Consider the following 17,453-nt stretch of genomic DNA (forward strand, 5'->3'; position numbering starts at 1 on the left):
CGACCATGCTTAACGACATCCACACTCTGGCAATCGGGACATTGAACAGGTTCTAGGACCATCTCGACTCAGCCCTCTAACACATCGTTTTCATTCTGCCATATATCCACATATCTAGAACACTACCGATTCGAGAACCTGCGATCGTCGCCTAGCCAGGAGCGCTAAAATCGTGAAGCGAATCATCACGGTATCAGATAGTTCTAAGTAGTTGCGCGACCATTCTGTTATCTCCCGTCTCTGAAGCATGATTCATGCGTACCGCATGGCGTACCACTACTTCATCAATCTGGTTAATCAATCTGTAGCGTTGGGAACGGAGGCTCTGTGCGCGTGTCTTGCTGCGAGTTCTCCTGAGAAGTTTTGTGTCTGATTTACTGCTATTGACGTGCCTTAGCAAGTGACGACTTTGTTGGTGCGTTTTCCAGCTAAGGAGGGAATGTGCCGTTTGAGCTTTCACTAATTGACTTAGTATCGCCCTACGTCCTTCAAGGAGATACGTTTGGTCAGTGGCACGCGCTGTTATCCATCCTGCGCGTTGCAGAACATGAGATCGCGATCGATGAAAACGGAATCACGATTCGCGGCGTAGTCGATTTTGAAGGAAATTTGGCGCTAGATCCGACCAATATGTCGATCGTGGGGTCAAATGTAGAGAATCACCCGCAAACCGATGCATCCCGTCGCGATCCTTGGATTGATATTCGCGATGCAAAACTCGACTTTCAATTACTGGTTCCAAGAGTTGCCGCGCAAAAAGTCTCGACTGCGGTGGCAGCGATCGGAGCGGGGGGAAGCTTTGCCAATGCGGCTGCGGTGATCAATGCCTATGACACGAACCCAAACGATGCACCACCCTCGGACTATCCGACCACTGGATTTACGCTCGATCTGTTGCTGACAACCGTGGTGTTACGTCCGCCGTTTTTGCGGGGAGCGAAACGGGAAACCAACGGGCAATTAGTACCCGATCCACAACACGAACAGGTTTCGTTTACGCTCCCTCGGCTGAAATTTCGCTTACAGCAGGGATCTTTGAACAATGATCCGATCGTTGCAGGATTGTTATCCGCAGGCGCAACGGGGCTAGACGATCCGGGCGCCCTTGGGGTTGCTGAATTGATCAAAATGGAGCCACCCTATGCGTTTATTGGATCTTCGCAGGTGTTGGGTGATGACAGGCAGTGGCATCACTTCATGACGGCGAATTATTGGCGAACCCGTTAGCAGCAAGCCCGTTGCATCGGTAGATCTGAGGGACAGCCATATCTATCTTTGATTCAGCCTCAGATCTACTGTCTCACTGCTATTTTTACTAAAACAGGAAGTATCACCTCGGGAAGTGCGCCCTGCTTGAGATGGTTTTCTAGACTAAATAGCTCAGCAACAGTCTGGGTTAGAAATTGAATTGAAATTTCCGAAACTTCTTGTCGCAGATAGTAGAGCCGCTTAGGGTTGCTAATACCGCAACAGTCAGCCAGTTCCGTATCTCTCAGAGGTGTTGCACTTGCTAAGGCACTTTTAACCCAGAGCCAAGTGCGAAACTGAGTGATTAAAGTTGCGAGAATCAGTAATGGTGCTTCCGATCTCAATAGCAATTGAGTGACTAAATTCACGACTTTCTGTGTGTTTCCAGTTCTAATACTTTCAGCAAGTTGTAACGCGCTACTTTGCGTATTAGGAACCAAGCATTTAGCATTGGCTAATGTTAAAGCCTTTCCATCCGCATAAATCGACAATTTTGCAACTTCAGTATCGATCTGGGCACGATCATTTCCAATCGCTGTTGCCAAGTAAGAAATGACAGATTGTGAAAGACGTAGATTCTGCTGTTTGGCTTGAAGCGCGATCGCACCTTCAATCAAATCTGTCCGCCACGGTGGAATGGTGTCAAATTCTTGTAGCTTGCCTAACTTCAGCAACAGTTTCACGATCTTCAACCGTTTATCAATGCTATGTCCCGTAAACACCAAAATTGTTTGAGCAGGGAGAGCAAGATCTTGCAGAAGTTCAAAATGCCGCTCTGTAAACTGCTGAAACTGACAGTTCTCAACGAATACAAGTCGTCGATCATCAAATACAGGAACAGTCCGAGCGGTTGCGATCGCATCACTCAATTGTTCAGCAGGATAGGTATGAACATTGAATGCCAGCCAATCAGCATTCAGTCGCGCTTTCAATTTCGTAATCTGCTGCTGAATCTGGTACTGATCTTGACCAATGAGCAAAAATAATGGCATTGCAAGTGTCTCCGCGTAAAGAAACGTTCTCAACCCCTACCAAAATCAGAAGTTGAGAACGGGTGATGGAAATTCTCGCCAAGGTTCAAACAGCGGTAGCCGTGACTCGAAACATCACAGTTACGGCTTGCTTTGTTCTGGCACTCCGCTGAATCATTTGAGCGATCTTAAATTGATTCGCTTCAAACTTATTAAGCGCATTTGCATCGACGATTAGCACTGCACAACAACCATCAAAGCTCTGCAATTGCGCTTTTCGCAGGAGAGGTTTAGCATTATCCGGTGCATTCTCAATCACCGTCTGCCAGATTTTAGCGACTGAACTCTGTCTATTCCCGCTCTGCTGAGGGTGCTTGGATAGTGACGGAATCGCTGCTGATTCGTTTGGAATCAAGTTCAGCAAACAGACTTCTAACCAGATTTGAGCATTCGGACTGACTCGAAGTTGCCCTTCGCTGGTCTGAAGTTGTGCCAGTGCTGCTCGAATTTGGGCATGGCTCCAACGTTGTGCAACAGCATCGAGATGTTTTCTGCTGATTGAATTGGTGAGCAAGGTCGATTGCTGAACATCTGCCTGCACGATCAATAAGTCCCGATAAACCTGAAGTAAACTGTTGAGAATCAGCCTGGGTGATTTGCCGCTATCGATCAAGTGACGAGCCGTTTGTAGTAATGCGAAAGTGTCCTGTTGTGCGATTGCATCGATCATCTGCAATAAATCTGCTTCAATCAAGCCACCTGCCATTTCAACAATTTGACTGGCGGTGACTTCATCGTCCAGTAATCGAGCTTGGGAAAGTAATTGAAGCGCGTCACGTAATCCACCTTCGCAGAATCGCGCGATCTCAACTAAGGCTTCATCTTGAACCCGGATCGCTTCTTGGTCAGCAATCGATCGCAGATGTTTGACGATCGTTTTCACCGACAGCGCCCGAAATTCAAACCGTTGACATCGACTTGTGATTGTCGGTAAAACCTTATGGGCTTCAGTGGTACACAAAACGAAGACAACATGATTTGGTGGCTCCTCAATGCACTTGAGTAAAGCGTTTTGTGCCTGAGAAGTGAGCATCTGAGCCTCATCCAACAAAATAACTCGGTATCTTCCCAAAACAGGTGCGAGATTCACTCGTTGCGTCAGTTCTCGTGCATCATCTACGCCGTTATGAGAAGCTGCATCAATTTCAGTCACATCTAGACTATTGCTGACTTCGATCGCGCGACAAGATTGACATTCGCCACAAGGAGTCAGGGTTGGACGATCGTCGCTCAAACAATTGAGAGATTTGGCAAAGATGCGGGCAGTGCTGGTTTTGCCTGTGCCTCTGGGTCCGGTGAACAAGTAAGCAGGGGCAATGCGTTGGAGTACGATCGCGTTTCGCAGTGTTCGTTGAGTGTAAACTTGTCCGACCAAATCATCGAGTGTTTGGGGGCGATAAGCTAAATGCAATGCAGTATTCTTCATCGTTCTAAATTCTGTAGAAATTGATTATGAGGCATTGGATTGAACGTCGCCCACTTCATCAAGGTTGCACATGGGCATGAGAAAGTAAGTTGCAGTCATGTCGAGTTCAGGAATCTCAAAATCTCCTGTGGATTCGACTTTCGCAGGCGTATGGGGTTTACTCATCACCAGCTTGAGTGCAGAACTACTCATCGCTTTGAGAATATTCATCAGATATTGCAGGTTGAACCGAATCTCGAACCCTTCTAGTTCTTCTGGGACTTCAGTATCCATAATCTGTTTGCCTTTGCCATACTCTCGCTCGATCAGCAACTCAATTTTCTGTGCTTCATGGTTGAAAGTGAACTTCACACCTTTCGCTTTCTTGTCGGTCAGTGCGGAAAGCCGCTCTAGTCGGGTCATGAGAGCGTAACGGTTAATTGTGATCGTGGTATCGAACTCGTATCGATCGAGCAATGCTAAACAATCTGGATAGACTTCTTCAAGACACTGACAAACAATTTGCTTTGAGATCCCAGATGCTGCGATAGTGAACTGTACTCGCTTTGCAGCATTTTCTTCTACACGATCGACTGTAACTTGAAGTTGGGTTTCAGCCTCAACTTTATCCACCGTTCTAGCTAACTCTTTGATCGCTCGACCGGGAACTACCAGGGAACTGATCAACTCCGATCTCTGTTTCCGCTTGCGTCTACCGATCCCGTCCGTTTCCAGATTCACAAACGCAACTTGATGTCCATCGGTTGCCGTACAACAGAGCGTCCCTGCATTCAATTGCCATTCAATGCCAGTCAGAATACGTTTCGATTCATCAGTGCTAACGGCAAACAGAACGCCTTTCAATCCAACTTGTACCACTTTCGCAGGAAGAGAAACAGGTGAACTCTGAACGTGAAGAATCTCTGGAAATTCTTCTGCGCTCATACCGCGAATTTCGGTTGTACCGCCTTGCCGATCCTGAAGCGTTGCTGTGAGCTTGTTTCCAGATTCCATCGATTCCAGTGTTAAATATCCAACCGGACATTTGCTCACCACGGCACTCAGGACTTCTGCGGGAAGTGCGATCGCCCCCGCGTGTTCTACTGTTGCTTCAATTCTGGCAGAGAGATTGATCGCCATATCTGAGGTTGTCAGCGTTAATTGCTGCGTCTCCTGCTCGGCAACAACTAAGACATTTGCCAGCACTGGATGAAGTGGCTTACTGGGCACGACAGCTTTGACAAACGCGAGTGCTTCACTTAAGCTAATTTGCCCAACGGTCAGCTTCATCCCGATTTGTGGTGGTTGTGCTCGACGAGTGGAGCGTTTCCGCTTCGATTTAGACTGCGCGCCAGCGATCTCATTGATCGGTGTTTGTGTCGTCATATTGAAAAACTGATTACAAAAGTCTTGCATTCGTGGCGGTAGCCTCACGACTTTGTGACCAAAACTCTTCGTTTTGCTCGACTTGCTCCTACGTAAAACAGCCGATTGTATTCCCGAATGCCAGCCTTTGTGCCATCTAATCGCTTTTGCAAATCGACTCCATCAAGTCCCACTTCCTCAAAGGTGCTACCTTGGGCATTGTGAACGGTGAGTGCAAAGCAGGGGCGAATCTGAGCAAAGATTTCGAGATGACGATAGTATTTGCGCCACAAATAAGGATTTTGTTTGGCGTTTTGCAGCGATCTCTCTACCTCATGCTCAAACCGAGCTTGCTCGTCTTCGTGTAGCACATAGATTTGTCGCTGACTGTCATACCCTTCAGGTAGCACCGTCAAACACCAAGCGCGGTATCCCTCATGCGATCTCTCCTCGATTTTAGTAATTGTGAATTCGATCGAGGTGGGTAGAGCGATCGTTTTTCCATTGGGTGCGATCGCACTTGCCAAAGTAATCATTCGCTCATTCGGGACAAAGCGAGGGGCATCTTTTCCGTACAAGTGTTGACGCAGAATCGCGTTGTAATGATCGACCCGCCGATTTGTCCAACACAAAATTCGGAATTGATTGGGATTCACCTCGAAGTGTCGAACTCGCTTGCAAGCATAGTTCAGCAGAGCGGTCGGACGAACCAGCACCATTCCGTTTTCTCGAACCTGAGTACTCTGCTGGACAGGGTGAAACGGGGTTTGCTGTTTAATCGCAGAACGACATTGCTTGAGAACTGTGATTAAGGGATTGTCAGCGCCTTGACGAACGACCTGAGTCAAAGTCATTCGATTGGGAATGCTAAAACTCGGCGATCGCCCTTCATTAACAGGATTCAATTGAGCCGGATCGCCCATCAAGAGAATTTTCGTTTGCATCCAGGTTTGTTCGATCGCTTGTTGAATCCAATGCCATAGTCCTTGATTAATCATCGAGCATTCATCAATCACGGCTAAATCAAAGCGTTCGAGGTGAGAAGGACTGGTGCGCTCTAGCTGCTTGTCGCCCCGATTGACCACACTCAGTCCCAAGAGTTGATGAATGGTCATGCATTCGATTCGCAAGGTTTGTTCAGATGCCATGCGCTTGAGAACGCTTGTTGCCTTGTTTGTGGGTGCGGTCAGGACAACCTTTTGCTGGTGATTAACGATCAGTTCTTGGATGAGTTGGACGATCGTGGTACTTTTTCCGGTTCCTGGATAGCCTGCTAGTAGAAAGAGTTTTTGGTCAGGGTTTACCAAAAATGCTTGGATTGCTTGAACGGCTTGCTGTTGCTGCTCAGTTAGCGCGATCGCAGTATCTAGAGCCAAGGGTTTGCCTCAATTCATCAAGTCGATTGAGGCGGTAGCGATTTTTGCTCAGGCTAATCGTCGTCTAAATCCAGCATTTCTGGATCAATAAAATCCAGCACGTTCACATCGATCCTACGTGGTTTGGGCTGATTTTTGACGATAATTTGGTACTTGCGAGCATCAGGCGTTGGAATCGGTTTGGGGGCGGGTGGAGTAGTTTTCGCTTGTTTGGGAGCAGGTGGATTGGGAGTGTTCTGTTTAGCAAGTTGGAGGATAAGGCGACGAACTGCGATCGCGGCATCGCCAGTCACAACGATTAGCCACTGAACTTGCGCCCAATCTTGCACTTGAGCAGATTCTGTGACTTGAGTTAATACCACCTTGCCTTGCTTTACTTTAGGAATATAGGCAGTTGCTCCTTGAATAGGCTGATGAAACCAGAGTTCAACAGAAGGCACCCGATCAGCAGGGTCAAAGTGAGCCGAATGCCCGCCACTTCGCTTGAGTATAATTTGACAGTTATGGATTGGTATCACTCTGTGGTCTACTAAGCGTGATTGTCCTGGAATTAGCCATCTTGCTGTTGATGTGTTAGATGATGTAGACATTGATGAAATTGTGGTGGAGTCACACTCAATGCAGCAATTCTCATTTTGAAGCTTTTGTACTAGAAATTCAGGCTTTGAGTCTGGATCGCTAACGAAGGAATGGGGGTTTCAGATGCCCAAATCCTTCAAACAAGCGGATTTGCATGAGAATCGTTCTCATAATGAGAATTGCTGCACTCAATGGGCTTTATCCTAACATTGAAGCATTAAGTGCTAGTTGAGTTATACCAATTTTGTTACCCATAATCTTCTTTTAGCTTATTTCAGACCATTGCTCTAGCTCCTCCTTCATCGCATTGCTGCTTGAATAGCCTCTGTATAAACAGTCCAAACTTCACTTAAATCCTGATTTAAGAGTTGTCCATATTCCTTCAATTTTTCCAGACCTATCTCTCTAGGCTCAGGCACTCTACCCAGTGCTTCTTCTAACTGAATGTAGCGCAAGCTTAAGTTTGCCATCTCTCCTTTGAGGCGCAGGAGCTGATATGAATTGTTTCTGCTCTCCTCAGACATCGGTTGAGGAAGATGTGGAGGAATAGCTTCGTAAACCGCTCTAGCAAAGTCACCTTTATTGGAAGGTAGCCGTTTGAAGTACTGCGGCTGAACTGGGGCTTTTTCTTGGATAGCTCCATACAATCCACTGACATTTCCTCCAAACCAATGGTTTGTCACAACTACGGCTGATTTTGCGAACTGTTTGAGCGTCGGTGGTTTTCCACCACGTTCGTGAAGTAGCAGATGATAAACCCGCCCCGCTTCTGTAATTTCAGATTCCCATCGGGTGCGTAGGTAGCGATCGAAAAATTGTGCCGTCCAGTTCCGCCGATAGTAAGTAATGATATCTCGTAGCTCTTTAAATCCAGATCTGCGGCTGCCAAGACCCGTGCGAACTGTAAAAGGCAAGTCACCCGTTGAGATCGATGATAGCTCTTCAGATTGGTAAATAGGCTCAGATGGTCCCAGTTGTGTTTCTGCTTGGATCAATTCATCAAAGAGTTTTAGATCGATTGGAGTAAGCAACGTTTCCAGAACCGCAATTTCTCGACGGTAGTAATGTGCTAGTCCTGCCATATCTGTGCGAGAGTAAGGTCCTTCGCATAGGAACCAAGCAGTTAAGGCACAACCATGCCAGAACTTGAGAGCAGGTCCTAAAGTTTCTGCCATCAGTTCATGGGGAAATAACATACTCACAATTCTGTCGGGAAATTTCGCTAGCATTTCAGTTCCCCATAGGCGCTCAATTTCGCTCAGTAGGTCTTTGGGAAGAAGCGTTTGATAAAGCTGTGGTTGATAGGGCGATTGCACTACATCATCAAAGTAGAATACGCCATAATCTTCAACTAGTCCCCAAAGCGGCTGCATTCCAACGGTTTGGAGAGCATGGATGTTGTCGAAGACCGACCAATATTGTTTTAGAACATTCACTCGTTGTTCTACAGGAGATTGTCCAGTTGATTGTTGCCAATAAGCTGCGGCGATACGCTCAATTTCTTCAACTGGAATTCCTTGAAGCTCCGCAATCTCAGTTGCACGATTAGCACCCCCAATAAATGGTCGAACTTCAGGCAACGCTGTTACAATTTGTTCTTCTGGATGCGGGTTTTCGCCTAGGTAGTTTAAAAATGCCAGCCAGTCACCGCTAAAGAATGCTGCCAGTGTCGGAGCTAAAGCTTTGGTTACAGCCTGTTTGCGCTTCACCCGTGCATCTCGTTTGGCTTTTTTATAGTAGCCTTTGATTAACTCTTGCACCCGAAATGCTCGATAAAAACTAGCCATCTGGTATTGAGCTTGCTGTTCCAGGGCTTGGAGTAATTTTCGCTTTGCTTCAAGCTGCTCTGTCGCTCGTAATTTATGCCATCCTCTCCCCCAGCGCAGAACAGCTAATTCATCGATTACATGAAAACCAAGCGATTGATAAAAGTTATCGATCTCATCCCATCGGTTGAGCATTTCTTCTTGCTCTAAAGTTCCAGAGAGATTGCCGCGAAGTTCAAAAGGTGAAAACAGCGCACTGAACAGGGGGTCTAAAATCGCCCAAACAAAAACGGCATCTGCGGAACTTTTAAGCAACACTTTGCCTCGTTCTTCTAGCACAATCCCTGTTGCAAAGCGATCGTATTCGCGAAATGCCCACGGTAAAGCAAGTATTCCAACACGAAGGTTTGCGCTTTCTGGCAAAAACCAAGCTCCCCGTGACTGTTGATTCTCCAAGCCGAATGTAGCGTTCAGGAAACTTCGCTGCTCATCACTAAGACCATGAATACTGACTGTATTGACCTTCAGCTCATCCTGGACGATTGTTGCGATTCGTTCTCCTCGCAAGCTTCTGATGAAGAGATTGCCAATGATTTCGTCTAATTGGCGAAACGATCCCTTTGGGGCTGCTTCAGCTTCCATCGCTAATAGTTCAGCGATCAACTCGATTTGATTTGCTCTTCGCCCAAATGTGTCAAGACTAGGATTCATGCAATAACCTCATAATTTGCTTAAACTGCTCAAATGAGACGGGATTTGGGTTGGCTTGAGCATAAGTGGCATAGCGTTGGGCAAGAGCTTCTTCTTGGCGTTCTGCTTTTCGTTGTCCAATTCGTTCTTCGTCATGCACGATTCGGCGATCAACTTCCCCTTGTTCAAAGAGGACGAATGTGTCAGGACGAGCCGCAACATCATTTCCACGAGTTCCTGAGAATTCCTCCTCAGACGAACGCAGTTGCCAGTCAGTAGGCAATTCACGCACAGTTAGCGGGTCCATGTCGTTTTCCTGATAGATAGTTTCGATGTGACTATCTAGCTCAAACTCAGCATGGTAGATGATGTCGAGGAACTGTTGCTCTGGATCAACCCGTCCAAGCAATGCTGGATGTTGTAAGACGCGAATGCCTCGCCCTATGAATTGATAAAATTCGCTAAAACTACCATAAGGGCGCATTGGTACAACGATTGTGATCGGTGGAAAATCGTAACCTTGACCTAGCATCTTCAGCTGAACAATCCCCTGTAGATCGCCAGAGTCTTGCTCAAATCGATCTCGAATGGATCGAAGACGCGATTCGGTCATGGAGTAATGCAAATAATCGCAAGCAATTCCGTAATCGTTGGCAATTTTAGCAATTTGTTCAGCGTGACGTTCGCCCAGGGCTGAAAACAAAACTCTTGGTTTAACGGGGTACAGTAGAGCACTTTGCTCATCTAAAGCAGCCCGAACAATTCGCATCAGTTGACGAATTGAAGCATCAGATTTAGCAGTAATTCGGGCTAGCTTACGCTCATCTTTCACCAATTCCAGCAATGCCTCTCGTCCCGTAATCTCTTCACGGCTCCCATTCGACCAAAGCATCTCATAAGTTGTTTGCTCAACTTCAGGCGCAAATCGCCGAACTCGTAAATTTTTGGCGTGTCCATCCGCGATCGAATCAATCAAGCGATAGCGGTAGACAACATCAGCATCAATTGGCTTGCCGTCTAACCGCTGAAAGCAAGCAGACATCAGCAGAGAACGAGCGTTGGGAAAATGTTGAAATGCTCGCTGATAGGATTCTGAAGCGGCAATATGAGCTTCATCAACCACAATGAAATCAATATCGCTAGACTCCAGCTTAAACAACAAATCATCTTCATCTTCACCATTGCCTAGTGAGTGGAAGTTCGTGATAATGACATCTGCTTTTAGCAAATCCTCACTCTGAATCAGTCTGATTGGACCATCTTCTCGATCAAGTGTCAAAACATGGGGAGGCTTGCAACCTGGTATGAGCGGACCGCCTCGTAAACCATACAAAACGTTGCCCAACGCTTGGTGATCGAACGCTTTATCGAATGTGCCTCGAATAACGCTGCCTGGAGTGATGACCATTGCCCTACATTGGGCGAATGCTAAACAAGTCGCAACGCCAAGTGCAGTTTTCCCTGCACCAACTGACATGACGCAAGCAGCTCGACGATTTCCATCTCTGAAGTATTCATCTAAGGCAGCTAACGCTTCATTCTGGCAATCGCGCAGTGTCTTGAGGTTCAGCTTGTTCCGAATGGAATCAAAATATGAGTTATTTCTTTCAGAAGGCGAACTTGGCAAGGGGGAAACACTGAAAAGTGGGTTCGGTTCCATATCGGGTTGTTCAATCACAGGATTTTCAATCAAAAAAGTTGTTAGCAGGGGATCGCGACGCAAGATGGATTGAAGTTGAGCGACACATCGAGCTGTATCTAGTCGAATAGAATCGTAGGAAAACCGAATGACTAGCCAACCTGCCGCATGAAGGTCATTTTGGCGGAGGCGATCATAGCTAAACGCATTGCGATCGACATGGAAAGCGAAGCCATCAAGTTCGATCGCAATATTCAACGCTCGCCCTCGGATCGCGTAATCTACTCGATAGGTGCGACCGAGAACAGTCACGCTTTGCTGTGGAATCACCCATTCTTGAATAGAGTCGTTGACAGCAGGTGTGAGAACCCACCGGAGAAAGGCGTACTCCAAGAAAGAATCTGATGTCAGTGCTTGATCAAGAGACACGGTTAGGCTTCAGCCTCTAATTCCAACTGGGCAATTCGAGGCTGAAGGTTTTCTAGGTGATATTTGCCTTGCTGAAAATGTTCTGCTCGTTGCGCGACTGCCAAGGCTTCGTAAAGGTTTCCTTCGCGCTCATATAATCGAACCAACTGCCCAAATGCAAGAATTGAGATCGAGTGGGTTGTGTCTTCTCTTTCCCAAAATGCGATCGTAGGCTGTGCCTCGACCAGATGAATATCTAGCCAGCACAGGCGCTCAACCTCAGAAAGTATCCACGGCTCTTCTCGGCGTTGTTTCCAAAGGGTTTGGTGGCAATTTTGGATGGCAAAATGATAATCGCTCAAGATACCTGGGAGTTCTAGTGTCTCGTGAAGTTGTCTGAGAGCCGTTTGTCCTTTAGTTTCATTAGGTTGGGGCTGAGTTTGCCAGCGATGTGCAGGTGAAGCTGAGGTGCTGCCCTCCGGAGTCGTCCACATGATGGAATCGTGTTGTTTGCCGTCGAAGTTAAACGTACTAATTTCGGGAACCGACTTGTGTTCTGGCAACCGCGATCGAATGACATCAGGACTGCCTTGATACTGAACACCTGGAACCTCTGCTAGTCGTCGATACCATTTCGTCATGTTGCTTTTCCTAAATAGACCAGGGTAATCGCAACCAAGAGCTTGAGCGTTAATCGGCTACCAGATCCACTCTATGTACTGCTGATTTTACTTAGATAGTATCAGGATAGAATTCAGCCGCTTTCTTGTTTTAATCTTTACCAAGCATCCTGGCAGACTAATAAATTATGCCTTGTGTTGAAGAATTGTGGTAATTGCTTCAAGTTATTTTTATCACTTCCCCTAGAGCCAAAATTGTCGATCGCCCTCCAGTAAACTGCTAGGGTAAATTCCTTGAAGCCGCAGCCCAGCAACCCGATCCGCACCATATATTGGCATCGGTAAGCGAGGTGCTTTCAATGCCCCATGATGTAGTAGGGTGAGTTTCAGCGTCGTTTCAATGACTTGCTCGATGGGTATAGTGTGTCCCGCTTCATGTATGGTCAAACGTAAAGGACGAGCTAGTCCAACTCGTTCAGAAACTTGCGTTGTTACTAACACAGCCTCACGCGAGGATAACCTTAGAGCTAACCCCTGTACTGGAGGAATTAGCGTTCTCTGCTTGAAACCGTAAAGCCTTGGAATACCTGATTTTCGACACTCGACCAAAATGAACTTAGCGTGGATTGCTTGCGCTCTTTCTAATAAATGTGGGATCTCTTGACCGCAGAATCGCCCATCGCGATAGATTAAAACTGTCTTTCCTTCCAGAGTCGCTGGTAGAAGTCGCTCCAATAGCCGCTGCGGAATTTCTTCTCCCTCTAGCAGCGCGTCCTCTAAAACATAGCGAATAAATTCTCCTTGCTTACCGTAAAGTCGAATGCTGGCACAGGCGTTTAGAGTTCCAGCAAGTTTGGCTTTTGGCGATCGCGAGATGTCTAAACCAATAAAATAGTCCGCTATTTCTAATGGCTCTGCCAAGATAAACGGCAGATTTCCTAATTTCGCCAATAGCCCTGGAATAACTTGATTAAGGATCTGACCGTGTTCAACCTGGGTTAGCGTGTCGTCGTAAATGACTTGGCTTGCAATATTTCGGCGCAGCAGCAGTGAGTAAACAAGATGGTAAAAGCTACCGCCGTCGTTATCGTCTGCTGTGAGATCGCTGTGCGGCAAAAAGGTCAATACAATATCAACCGGAACTGTAATGAGCTTATTCACAGCCTTTTCTAGTACGGCTCTCGCCTCAGCAGCACTGAGATCAGTCACTGAAACAGCTTTACGATCGATGATTTCGCTTTCAAATCCATAGCGCCTCAGCCGTTGCTGAACAGATTCTAAGAAAGCATTGACGCTACCATCACACAACTTCAACGCAGCAATCCGAATAAGACCTGGCTTGAAATTTGCATGACGTTGATAAACACCTCCAGTCGATAACCCATTTAGAATACGCCCACGAACACCTGTTACTCCTTGACCGAATAGGAGCGGGGTTTGATCGACGGAAACTGTTGGCAGCCGAAAGAGTTCAGGATGTTCCAGACTGTTCAAGCTTCGTTGAATTTCAAAGCCATAGGGAAGCAGTGCCTTCAGTGCTTGCGCTTTAACGGTTGCGAGTAGCTGTTGCCGCTCTGCATGGGGAATTTTTGTAAAGCGCAAAAACTGTCCATAGTCAAAGCCAAACCTTCCTGCTGTTTCAACTGTGATGGAAGGGCGCAGTGCAGCAAGTGGGTAGTGAAAGAGTTTCTTTCCTTTGCCAAATTGGATTGCGACCACAAACTGATCATCGGGTGCAGTCTGAATTGCACGGCGTGTTGCTTCACCTTCTACAAGTTTAAGAAGACGATCGCGATGTTCTCGAAGTTTTCCGACAAGTCTAATAACTCTGCCACTGCTGCCTAAATCAAGATCTTGAACAGGCAAATCGAGCAAAAGATTTTCTGGACTTCCCTGACCAGCATGACTAGCGTAAAAATCTGCCAAATTTCCTGCAAATGTAATTTCCGTTTGAATAGCTAATGTCAATGCGGGGCGAACTACGCTTTGAAGTTCGATTGTTTCTGCCCAAAATTTAACTTTGCGATTTACAGCTAATCCAGCGATCGACGTAACCAAAACAGGTTTAAAGGGGCGCATGATCCTCAAAATTTGAAACGCCAGCTTAGATAAAACTGTCTGTGACATGATCGCATCACTCTTTTTCTGAATCCGAAGCTGCTGATCCCATAAATCGGGAATTTCTTGCTGAGTGACTGAAAGCGCGGTCTGTAATTGCGGCAGAGGAGACCGATGCGTCGAGACAAGTGCCCATAGTTGATTCTCATGCCAAACAACCATCGTTTGTTCTAATTTTCGTGAAAGATGAAAACTTAGGCGATTGCCAGCTTCTTGGTCAATTTCAGGAATCACCTCATAGATGAAGAGGTTGGGTCGCGCGATCAATAGTGGAAATACTTCACTGAGAAAAACAACTTCCTGAGAAGAGGCAGGGGTAACAGTAGTCATGCAGAGATCTCCTGAACAGAAAATTGGCAAATCGAGTTGAACTGGCAGCGTTGACATCGAAACCCGAAAGTTGGCGGAAAGATACGATCGAACTCCGCAGGATTCTTGCGATACAGTTTCTTCTCTACGTCATGCTGTTGAGCTAACCGCGCCAGTTCAATGCGAACAGCATTAAGCTGGCTGGCGGTTGCTGTAACAGGTTCTGACCATTTGCAAAGTTCAAGATTATAAAAAGAAGCGATCGCTCTCTGACGGGGAAACAAATAACTAGCAGCTAGGAGATAAACAAAGGCTTGCCGCTCATCAAAATCGGAATGACCTGTCTTGAGATCCAAAATATGGAGTGTGCCATCTGGTTCAAGCAGAATGCAGTCGATCGCAGCAAACAGATGAAATGCTGTGTTTTCGCAGTAGAGCTTAATTGGTTCTGGGAATCCCTCATCCCCTCGACTCAAGCTAAAAATTTGTTTGCCACAAAGAACAGGATTCTCATAATACTGGGTCAAAATCCGCATCAAGCGTTCTCGCACCTGCTCTGATTCTTGGTTGAGCTTCAAGATTTCAGAAACCTGGGTAACTCCGTCCGCATTCTTGAGGCGGCAAGGGTCTGCATGAAATTCATAAATTCCCTGTTGAGCCAATAAGCCAATCCTTTGAGGAACGCTATCTTCAGCCAAAATCGCAGCCACATCAGGTTCTCGCTTCCGAACTTTGGTGTAGCCCCGCTTCATGTCGCAGTGCCAATGTTCCTGTCCGATCGCTGGTGCGAATAGTGACCACAGGTTGTAGCTTGCGAAGGGTAGCCAGATTTTTCCCATTTTCAAAATCTCCTCACATGGTTGATTACCAAGGCTTCGCCCGAATATAGTCTTCAAGGCTGAACCCGAATTGGGGACGTTTTTAGAAAACGCATATTTGACACAACAAAATCGTTGTGTTAAAAATATAGCATGGGAACACAAGGATATTGTTGTGTCATGATTCCACCTTTTAATCAGAATGGTTTGCTACCACCCGGAATACACCCCGCAGAGTCATGGCAAGAATTTGCTGAGCGATTTGGGCACAATTCGCACCGACAGAAACTTCTTTCAGGGATGAAATCTGCCTTGGACAATTTACGAAGAGCTTACTGCCAAGTCGTCTATGTAGACGGTAGTTTTGTGACAACCAAGGAATACCCTACTGACTTTGATATTTGCTGGGACATGACGAATGTGGATCTTACTCTGCTTGATCCGTTGTTACTGAAATTCGATAACGGTCGGATTGCTCAGAAGGTGAAGTATCTGGGCGAGCTTTTTCCGGCGCAGACAGCTGAAGGAGTGAGCGGAAGAACGTTTCTAGAGTTTTTTCAGATTGATAAGGTCACAGGGAACCCCAAAGGCATTGTTGCCCTGAAATTGTGGGAGATATGGTCATGATTAAAAATGAGCGGCAATACCGTATTACCAAGGCTCAAATTGAAAAATTCTCAGATGCTCTTGCTCAACTATCGACTTCAGTTCAATCGGAACCGTCTGTTCATCCTCTGCTCAAAAAAGCAGAACGAGAGGCGATGGAGTCGCAAATAGCTGAACTACGTGCCCAACTCGAAGAATATGAGGCACTGAAAAGTGGGCAACATGCAGTACTGGAATTGGATTCGCTAGAAGCTCTGCCACGTGCCCTAATCAAGGCTCGGATTGCTGCGGGTTTGACTCAAAAAGATTTGGCGGAACGCTTGGGATTGAAAGAGCAGCAGATTCAGCGTTATGAGGAAACAGAGTATGCCTCTGCCAATTTTGCACGATTAGTAGAGGTCAGTCGTGCGATCGGGATTCAAGTGCGCGAGGAAATCTTGCTGCCCAGAATTTCGCCTGCTGACTTATTGAATCGTTTGAGTCAAGCTGGAATCGATCGCGATCTTATTTTCAGCCGTTTCTTCCCACCTTTAAGCTCTAGTCAATCAGAAGAAGCCGAGGAGACTTCGGCTAATCGTCTAGTACTTCGTGCTGCGATCTCGCTCAAGCGAGTGTTTGGATGGTCACTAGCTGATTTATTTAGTTCCAGACCACTTCAACTTGATTTAACTCCCCTCGGAGCCGTTCACTTCAAAGTCACAGCAAAAGCAAATCAACAACGATTAAATGCTTACACGGTCTATGCTCACTTCTTAGCTTTGCTGGTTCTAGAAGCGACAGCAGATTTGCCAACTCAACCGATTCCAACAAACCCAAATCAAGTTCGTGAAGCAATTTGTTCCCTATATGGTGAGCTAACGTTTCCAAATGCTCTAAGGTATGTCTGGAGTTTAGGGATTCCTGTTCTTCCACTCCAAGATGCAGGGGCATTTCATGGAGCCTTCTGGCGAGTTAATGGTCGTAACGTAATTGTTCTGAAGCAGCGAACTAAGTCCTCAGCCCGCTGGCTACTTGACCTTTTTCATGAACTTTGGCACGCTGCTCAAGAACCAGAACGACCTGAGAGAACAGTGATTGAAGAGGGAGATATTGCTCAAGAACGACAGGAGACAGAAGAAGAAAAAACTGCTACAAGATTTGGTGACTATATTCTGCTCAAGGGTCGTCAAGAAGAATTAGCTAAGATTTGCACTGAGGAAGCAAAAGGCAGCATTGAACGTCTCAAAAGTGTTGTTCCCAAAGTTGCTGCCAGGGAAGATGTTTCGGTTGGAGCTTTAGCGAACTACATGGCATATCGGCTATCGCTTCAAGATGAAAACTGGTGGGGTGCTGCAACGAATCTGCAAACGGAAGAAATTGATCCTTGGCAGATTGCTCGCGATGTACTCCTGGAGAAAATCAATTTTGGAGTTCTGAATGAAGTGGATCAGACCCTTCTGATGAGAGCGTTGTCAGAACCCATAGCTCAGTAAATA

At 46.5% G+C, this 17,453-nt stretch carries 13 protein-coding genes; 3 read left to right on the forward strand and 10 right to left on the reverse strand.

Annotated elements, in window-relative coordinates:
- Positions 1-441: 441 nt before the first annotated feature.
- Complete coding sequence (locus J0L70_RS30235) at positions 442-1,227, forward strand: hypothetical protein (protein WP_287457062.1); 786 nt, start codon at positions 442-444, stop codon at positions 1,225-1,227.
- 65 nt (positions 1,228-1,292) lie between these two features.
- Here the strand turns inward: J0L70_RS30235 and holA are convergent, their stop codons facing one another.
- The 10 genes from holA to J0L70_RS30285 form a co-directional block, all read right to left on the reverse strand.
- Positions 1,293-2,240: a DNA polymerase III subunit delta gene (holA, locus tag J0L70_RS30240; protein ID WP_287457063.1), complete on the reverse strand. Its 948-nt coding sequence runs from the start codon at positions 2,238-2,240 to the stop codon at positions 1,293-1,295.
- Positions 2,241-2,325: 85 nt separating this feature from the next.
- Complete coding sequence (gene dnaX, locus J0L70_RS30245; RefSeq protein ID WP_287457064.1) at positions 2,326-3,705, reverse strand: DNA polymerase III subunit gamma/tau; 1,380 nt, start codon at positions 3,703-3,705, stop codon at positions 2,326-2,328.
- Positions 3,706-3,729: 24 nt separating this feature from the next.
- Complete coding sequence (dnaN, locus tag J0L70_RS30250) at positions 3,730-5,070, reverse strand: DNA polymerase III subunit beta (RefSeq protein ID WP_287457066.1); 1,341 nt, start codon at positions 5,068-5,070, stop codon at positions 3,730-3,732.
- 44 nt (positions 5,071-5,114) lie between these two features.
- The gene (locus J0L70_RS30255) at positions 5,115-6,425 is read right to left on the reverse strand and encodes an ATP-dependent DNA helicase (RefSeq protein ID WP_287457067.1); all 1,311 of its coding nucleotides are present in this window, start codon (positions 6,423-6,425) and stop codon (positions 5,115-5,117) included.
- A gap of 53 nt (positions 6,426-6,478) precedes the next feature.
- Positions 6,479-6,865 carry a hypothetical protein gene (locus J0L70_RS30260; protein ID WP_287457068.1) on the reverse strand — a complete coding sequence of 129 codons (387 nt, stop codon included), beginning with the start codon at positions 6,863-6,865 and terminating at the stop codon, positions 6,479-6,481.
- Between the two features lie 438 nt (positions 6,866-7,303).
- Entirely contained in the window at positions 7,304-9,481 is a 2,178-nt protein-coding gene (locus J0L70_RS30265; RefSeq protein ID WP_287457069.1) for a hypothetical protein, read from the reverse strand.
- Positions 9,471-11,528, reverse strand: a complete 2,058-nt coding sequence (locus tag J0L70_RS30270) for a DEAD/DEAH box helicase family protein (RefSeq protein ID WP_287457070.1) — start codon at positions 11,526-11,528, stop codon at positions 9,471-9,473. Before J0L70_RS30270 ends, J0L70_RS30265 begins: the two co-directional genes overlap by 11 nt.
- A 2-nt stretch (positions 11,529-11,530) precedes the next feature.
- The gene (locus J0L70_RS30275) at positions 11,531-12,148 is read right to left on the reverse strand and encodes a hypothetical protein (protein ID WP_287457072.1); all 618 of its coding nucleotides are present in this window, start codon (positions 12,146-12,148) and stop codon (positions 11,531-11,533) included.
- Between the two features lie 222 nt (positions 12,149-12,370).
- Entirely contained in the window at positions 12,371-14,575 is a 2,205-nt protein-coding gene (locus tag J0L70_RS30280) for a Piwi domain-containing protein (RefSeq protein WP_287457073.1), read from the reverse strand.
- Complete coding sequence (locus J0L70_RS30285; protein ID WP_287457074.1) at positions 14,572-15,393, reverse strand: PD-(D/E)XK nuclease family protein; 822 nt, start codon at positions 15,391-15,393, stop codon at positions 14,572-14,574. Before J0L70_RS30285 ends, J0L70_RS30280 begins: the two co-directional genes overlap by 4 nt.
- Positions 15,394-15,552: 159 nt before the next feature.
- On the opposite strand from J0L70_RS30285, the gene J0L70_RS30290 reads away from it, so the two are divergent.
- Positions 15,553-15,999: a DUF6932 family protein gene (locus J0L70_RS30290; protein WP_287457075.1), complete on the forward strand. Its 447-nt coding sequence runs from the start codon at positions 15,553-15,555 to the stop codon at positions 15,997-15,999.
- Positions 15,990-17,450 (forward strand): helix-turn-helix domain-containing protein, encoded by a 1,461-nt coding sequence (locus J0L70_RS30295; RefSeq protein WP_287457076.1) that lies wholly within the window; start codon positions 15,990-15,992, stop codon positions 17,448-17,450. The genes J0L70_RS30290 and J0L70_RS30295 overlap by 10 nt, the downstream gene beginning before the upstream one ends.
- Positions 17,451-17,453 lie beyond the last annotated feature (3 nt).

The sequence above is a fragment of the Leptolyngbya sp. UWPOB_LEPTO1 genome (assembly GCF_017302695.1).
Taxonomy (GTDB): Bacteria; Cyanobacteriota; Cyanobacteriia; order Leptolyngbyales; family Leptolyngbyaceae; genus Leptolyngbya; species Leptolyngbya boryana.

What these genes read in the sequence shown, in the direction of transcription:
- J0L70_RS30290 (WP_287457075.1), top strand. Translation starts at nt 15,553, where the DNA reads ATGATTCCACCTTTTAATCAGAATGGTTTGCTACCACCCGGAATACAC.
- dnaN (WP_287457066.1), bottom strand. Translation starts at nt 5,070, where the DNA reads ATGACGACACAAACACCGATCAATGAGATCGCTGGCGCGCAGTCTAAA.
- holA (WP_287457063.1), bottom strand. Translation starts at nt 2,240, where the DNA reads ATGCCATTATTTTTGCTCATTGGTCAAGATCAGTACCAGATTCAGCAG.
- J0L70_RS30265 (WP_287457069.1), bottom strand. Translation starts at nt 9,481, where the DNA reads ATGAATCCTAGTCTTGACACATTTGGGCGAAGAGCAAATCAAATCGAG.
- J0L70_RS30285 (WP_287457074.1), bottom strand. Translation starts at nt 15,393, where the DNA reads ATGGGAAAAATCTGGCTACCCTTCGCAAGCTACAACCTGTGGTCACTA.
- J0L70_RS30275 (WP_287457072.1), bottom strand. Translation starts at nt 12,148, where the DNA reads ATGACGAAATGGTATCGACGACTAGCAGAGGTTCCAGGTGTTCAGTAT.
- J0L70_RS30280 (WP_287457073.1), bottom strand. Translation starts at nt 14,575, where the DNA reads ATGACTACTGTTACCCCTGCCTCTTCTCAGGAAGTTGTTTTTCTCAGT.
- J0L70_RS30295 (WP_287457076.1), top strand. Translation starts at nt 15,990, where the DNA reads ATGGTCATGATTAAAAATGAGCGGCAATACCGTATTACCAAGGCTCAA.
- dnaX (WP_287457064.1), bottom strand. Translation starts at nt 3,705, where the DNA reads ATGAAGAATACTGCATTGCATTTAGCTTATCGCCCCCAAACACTCGAT.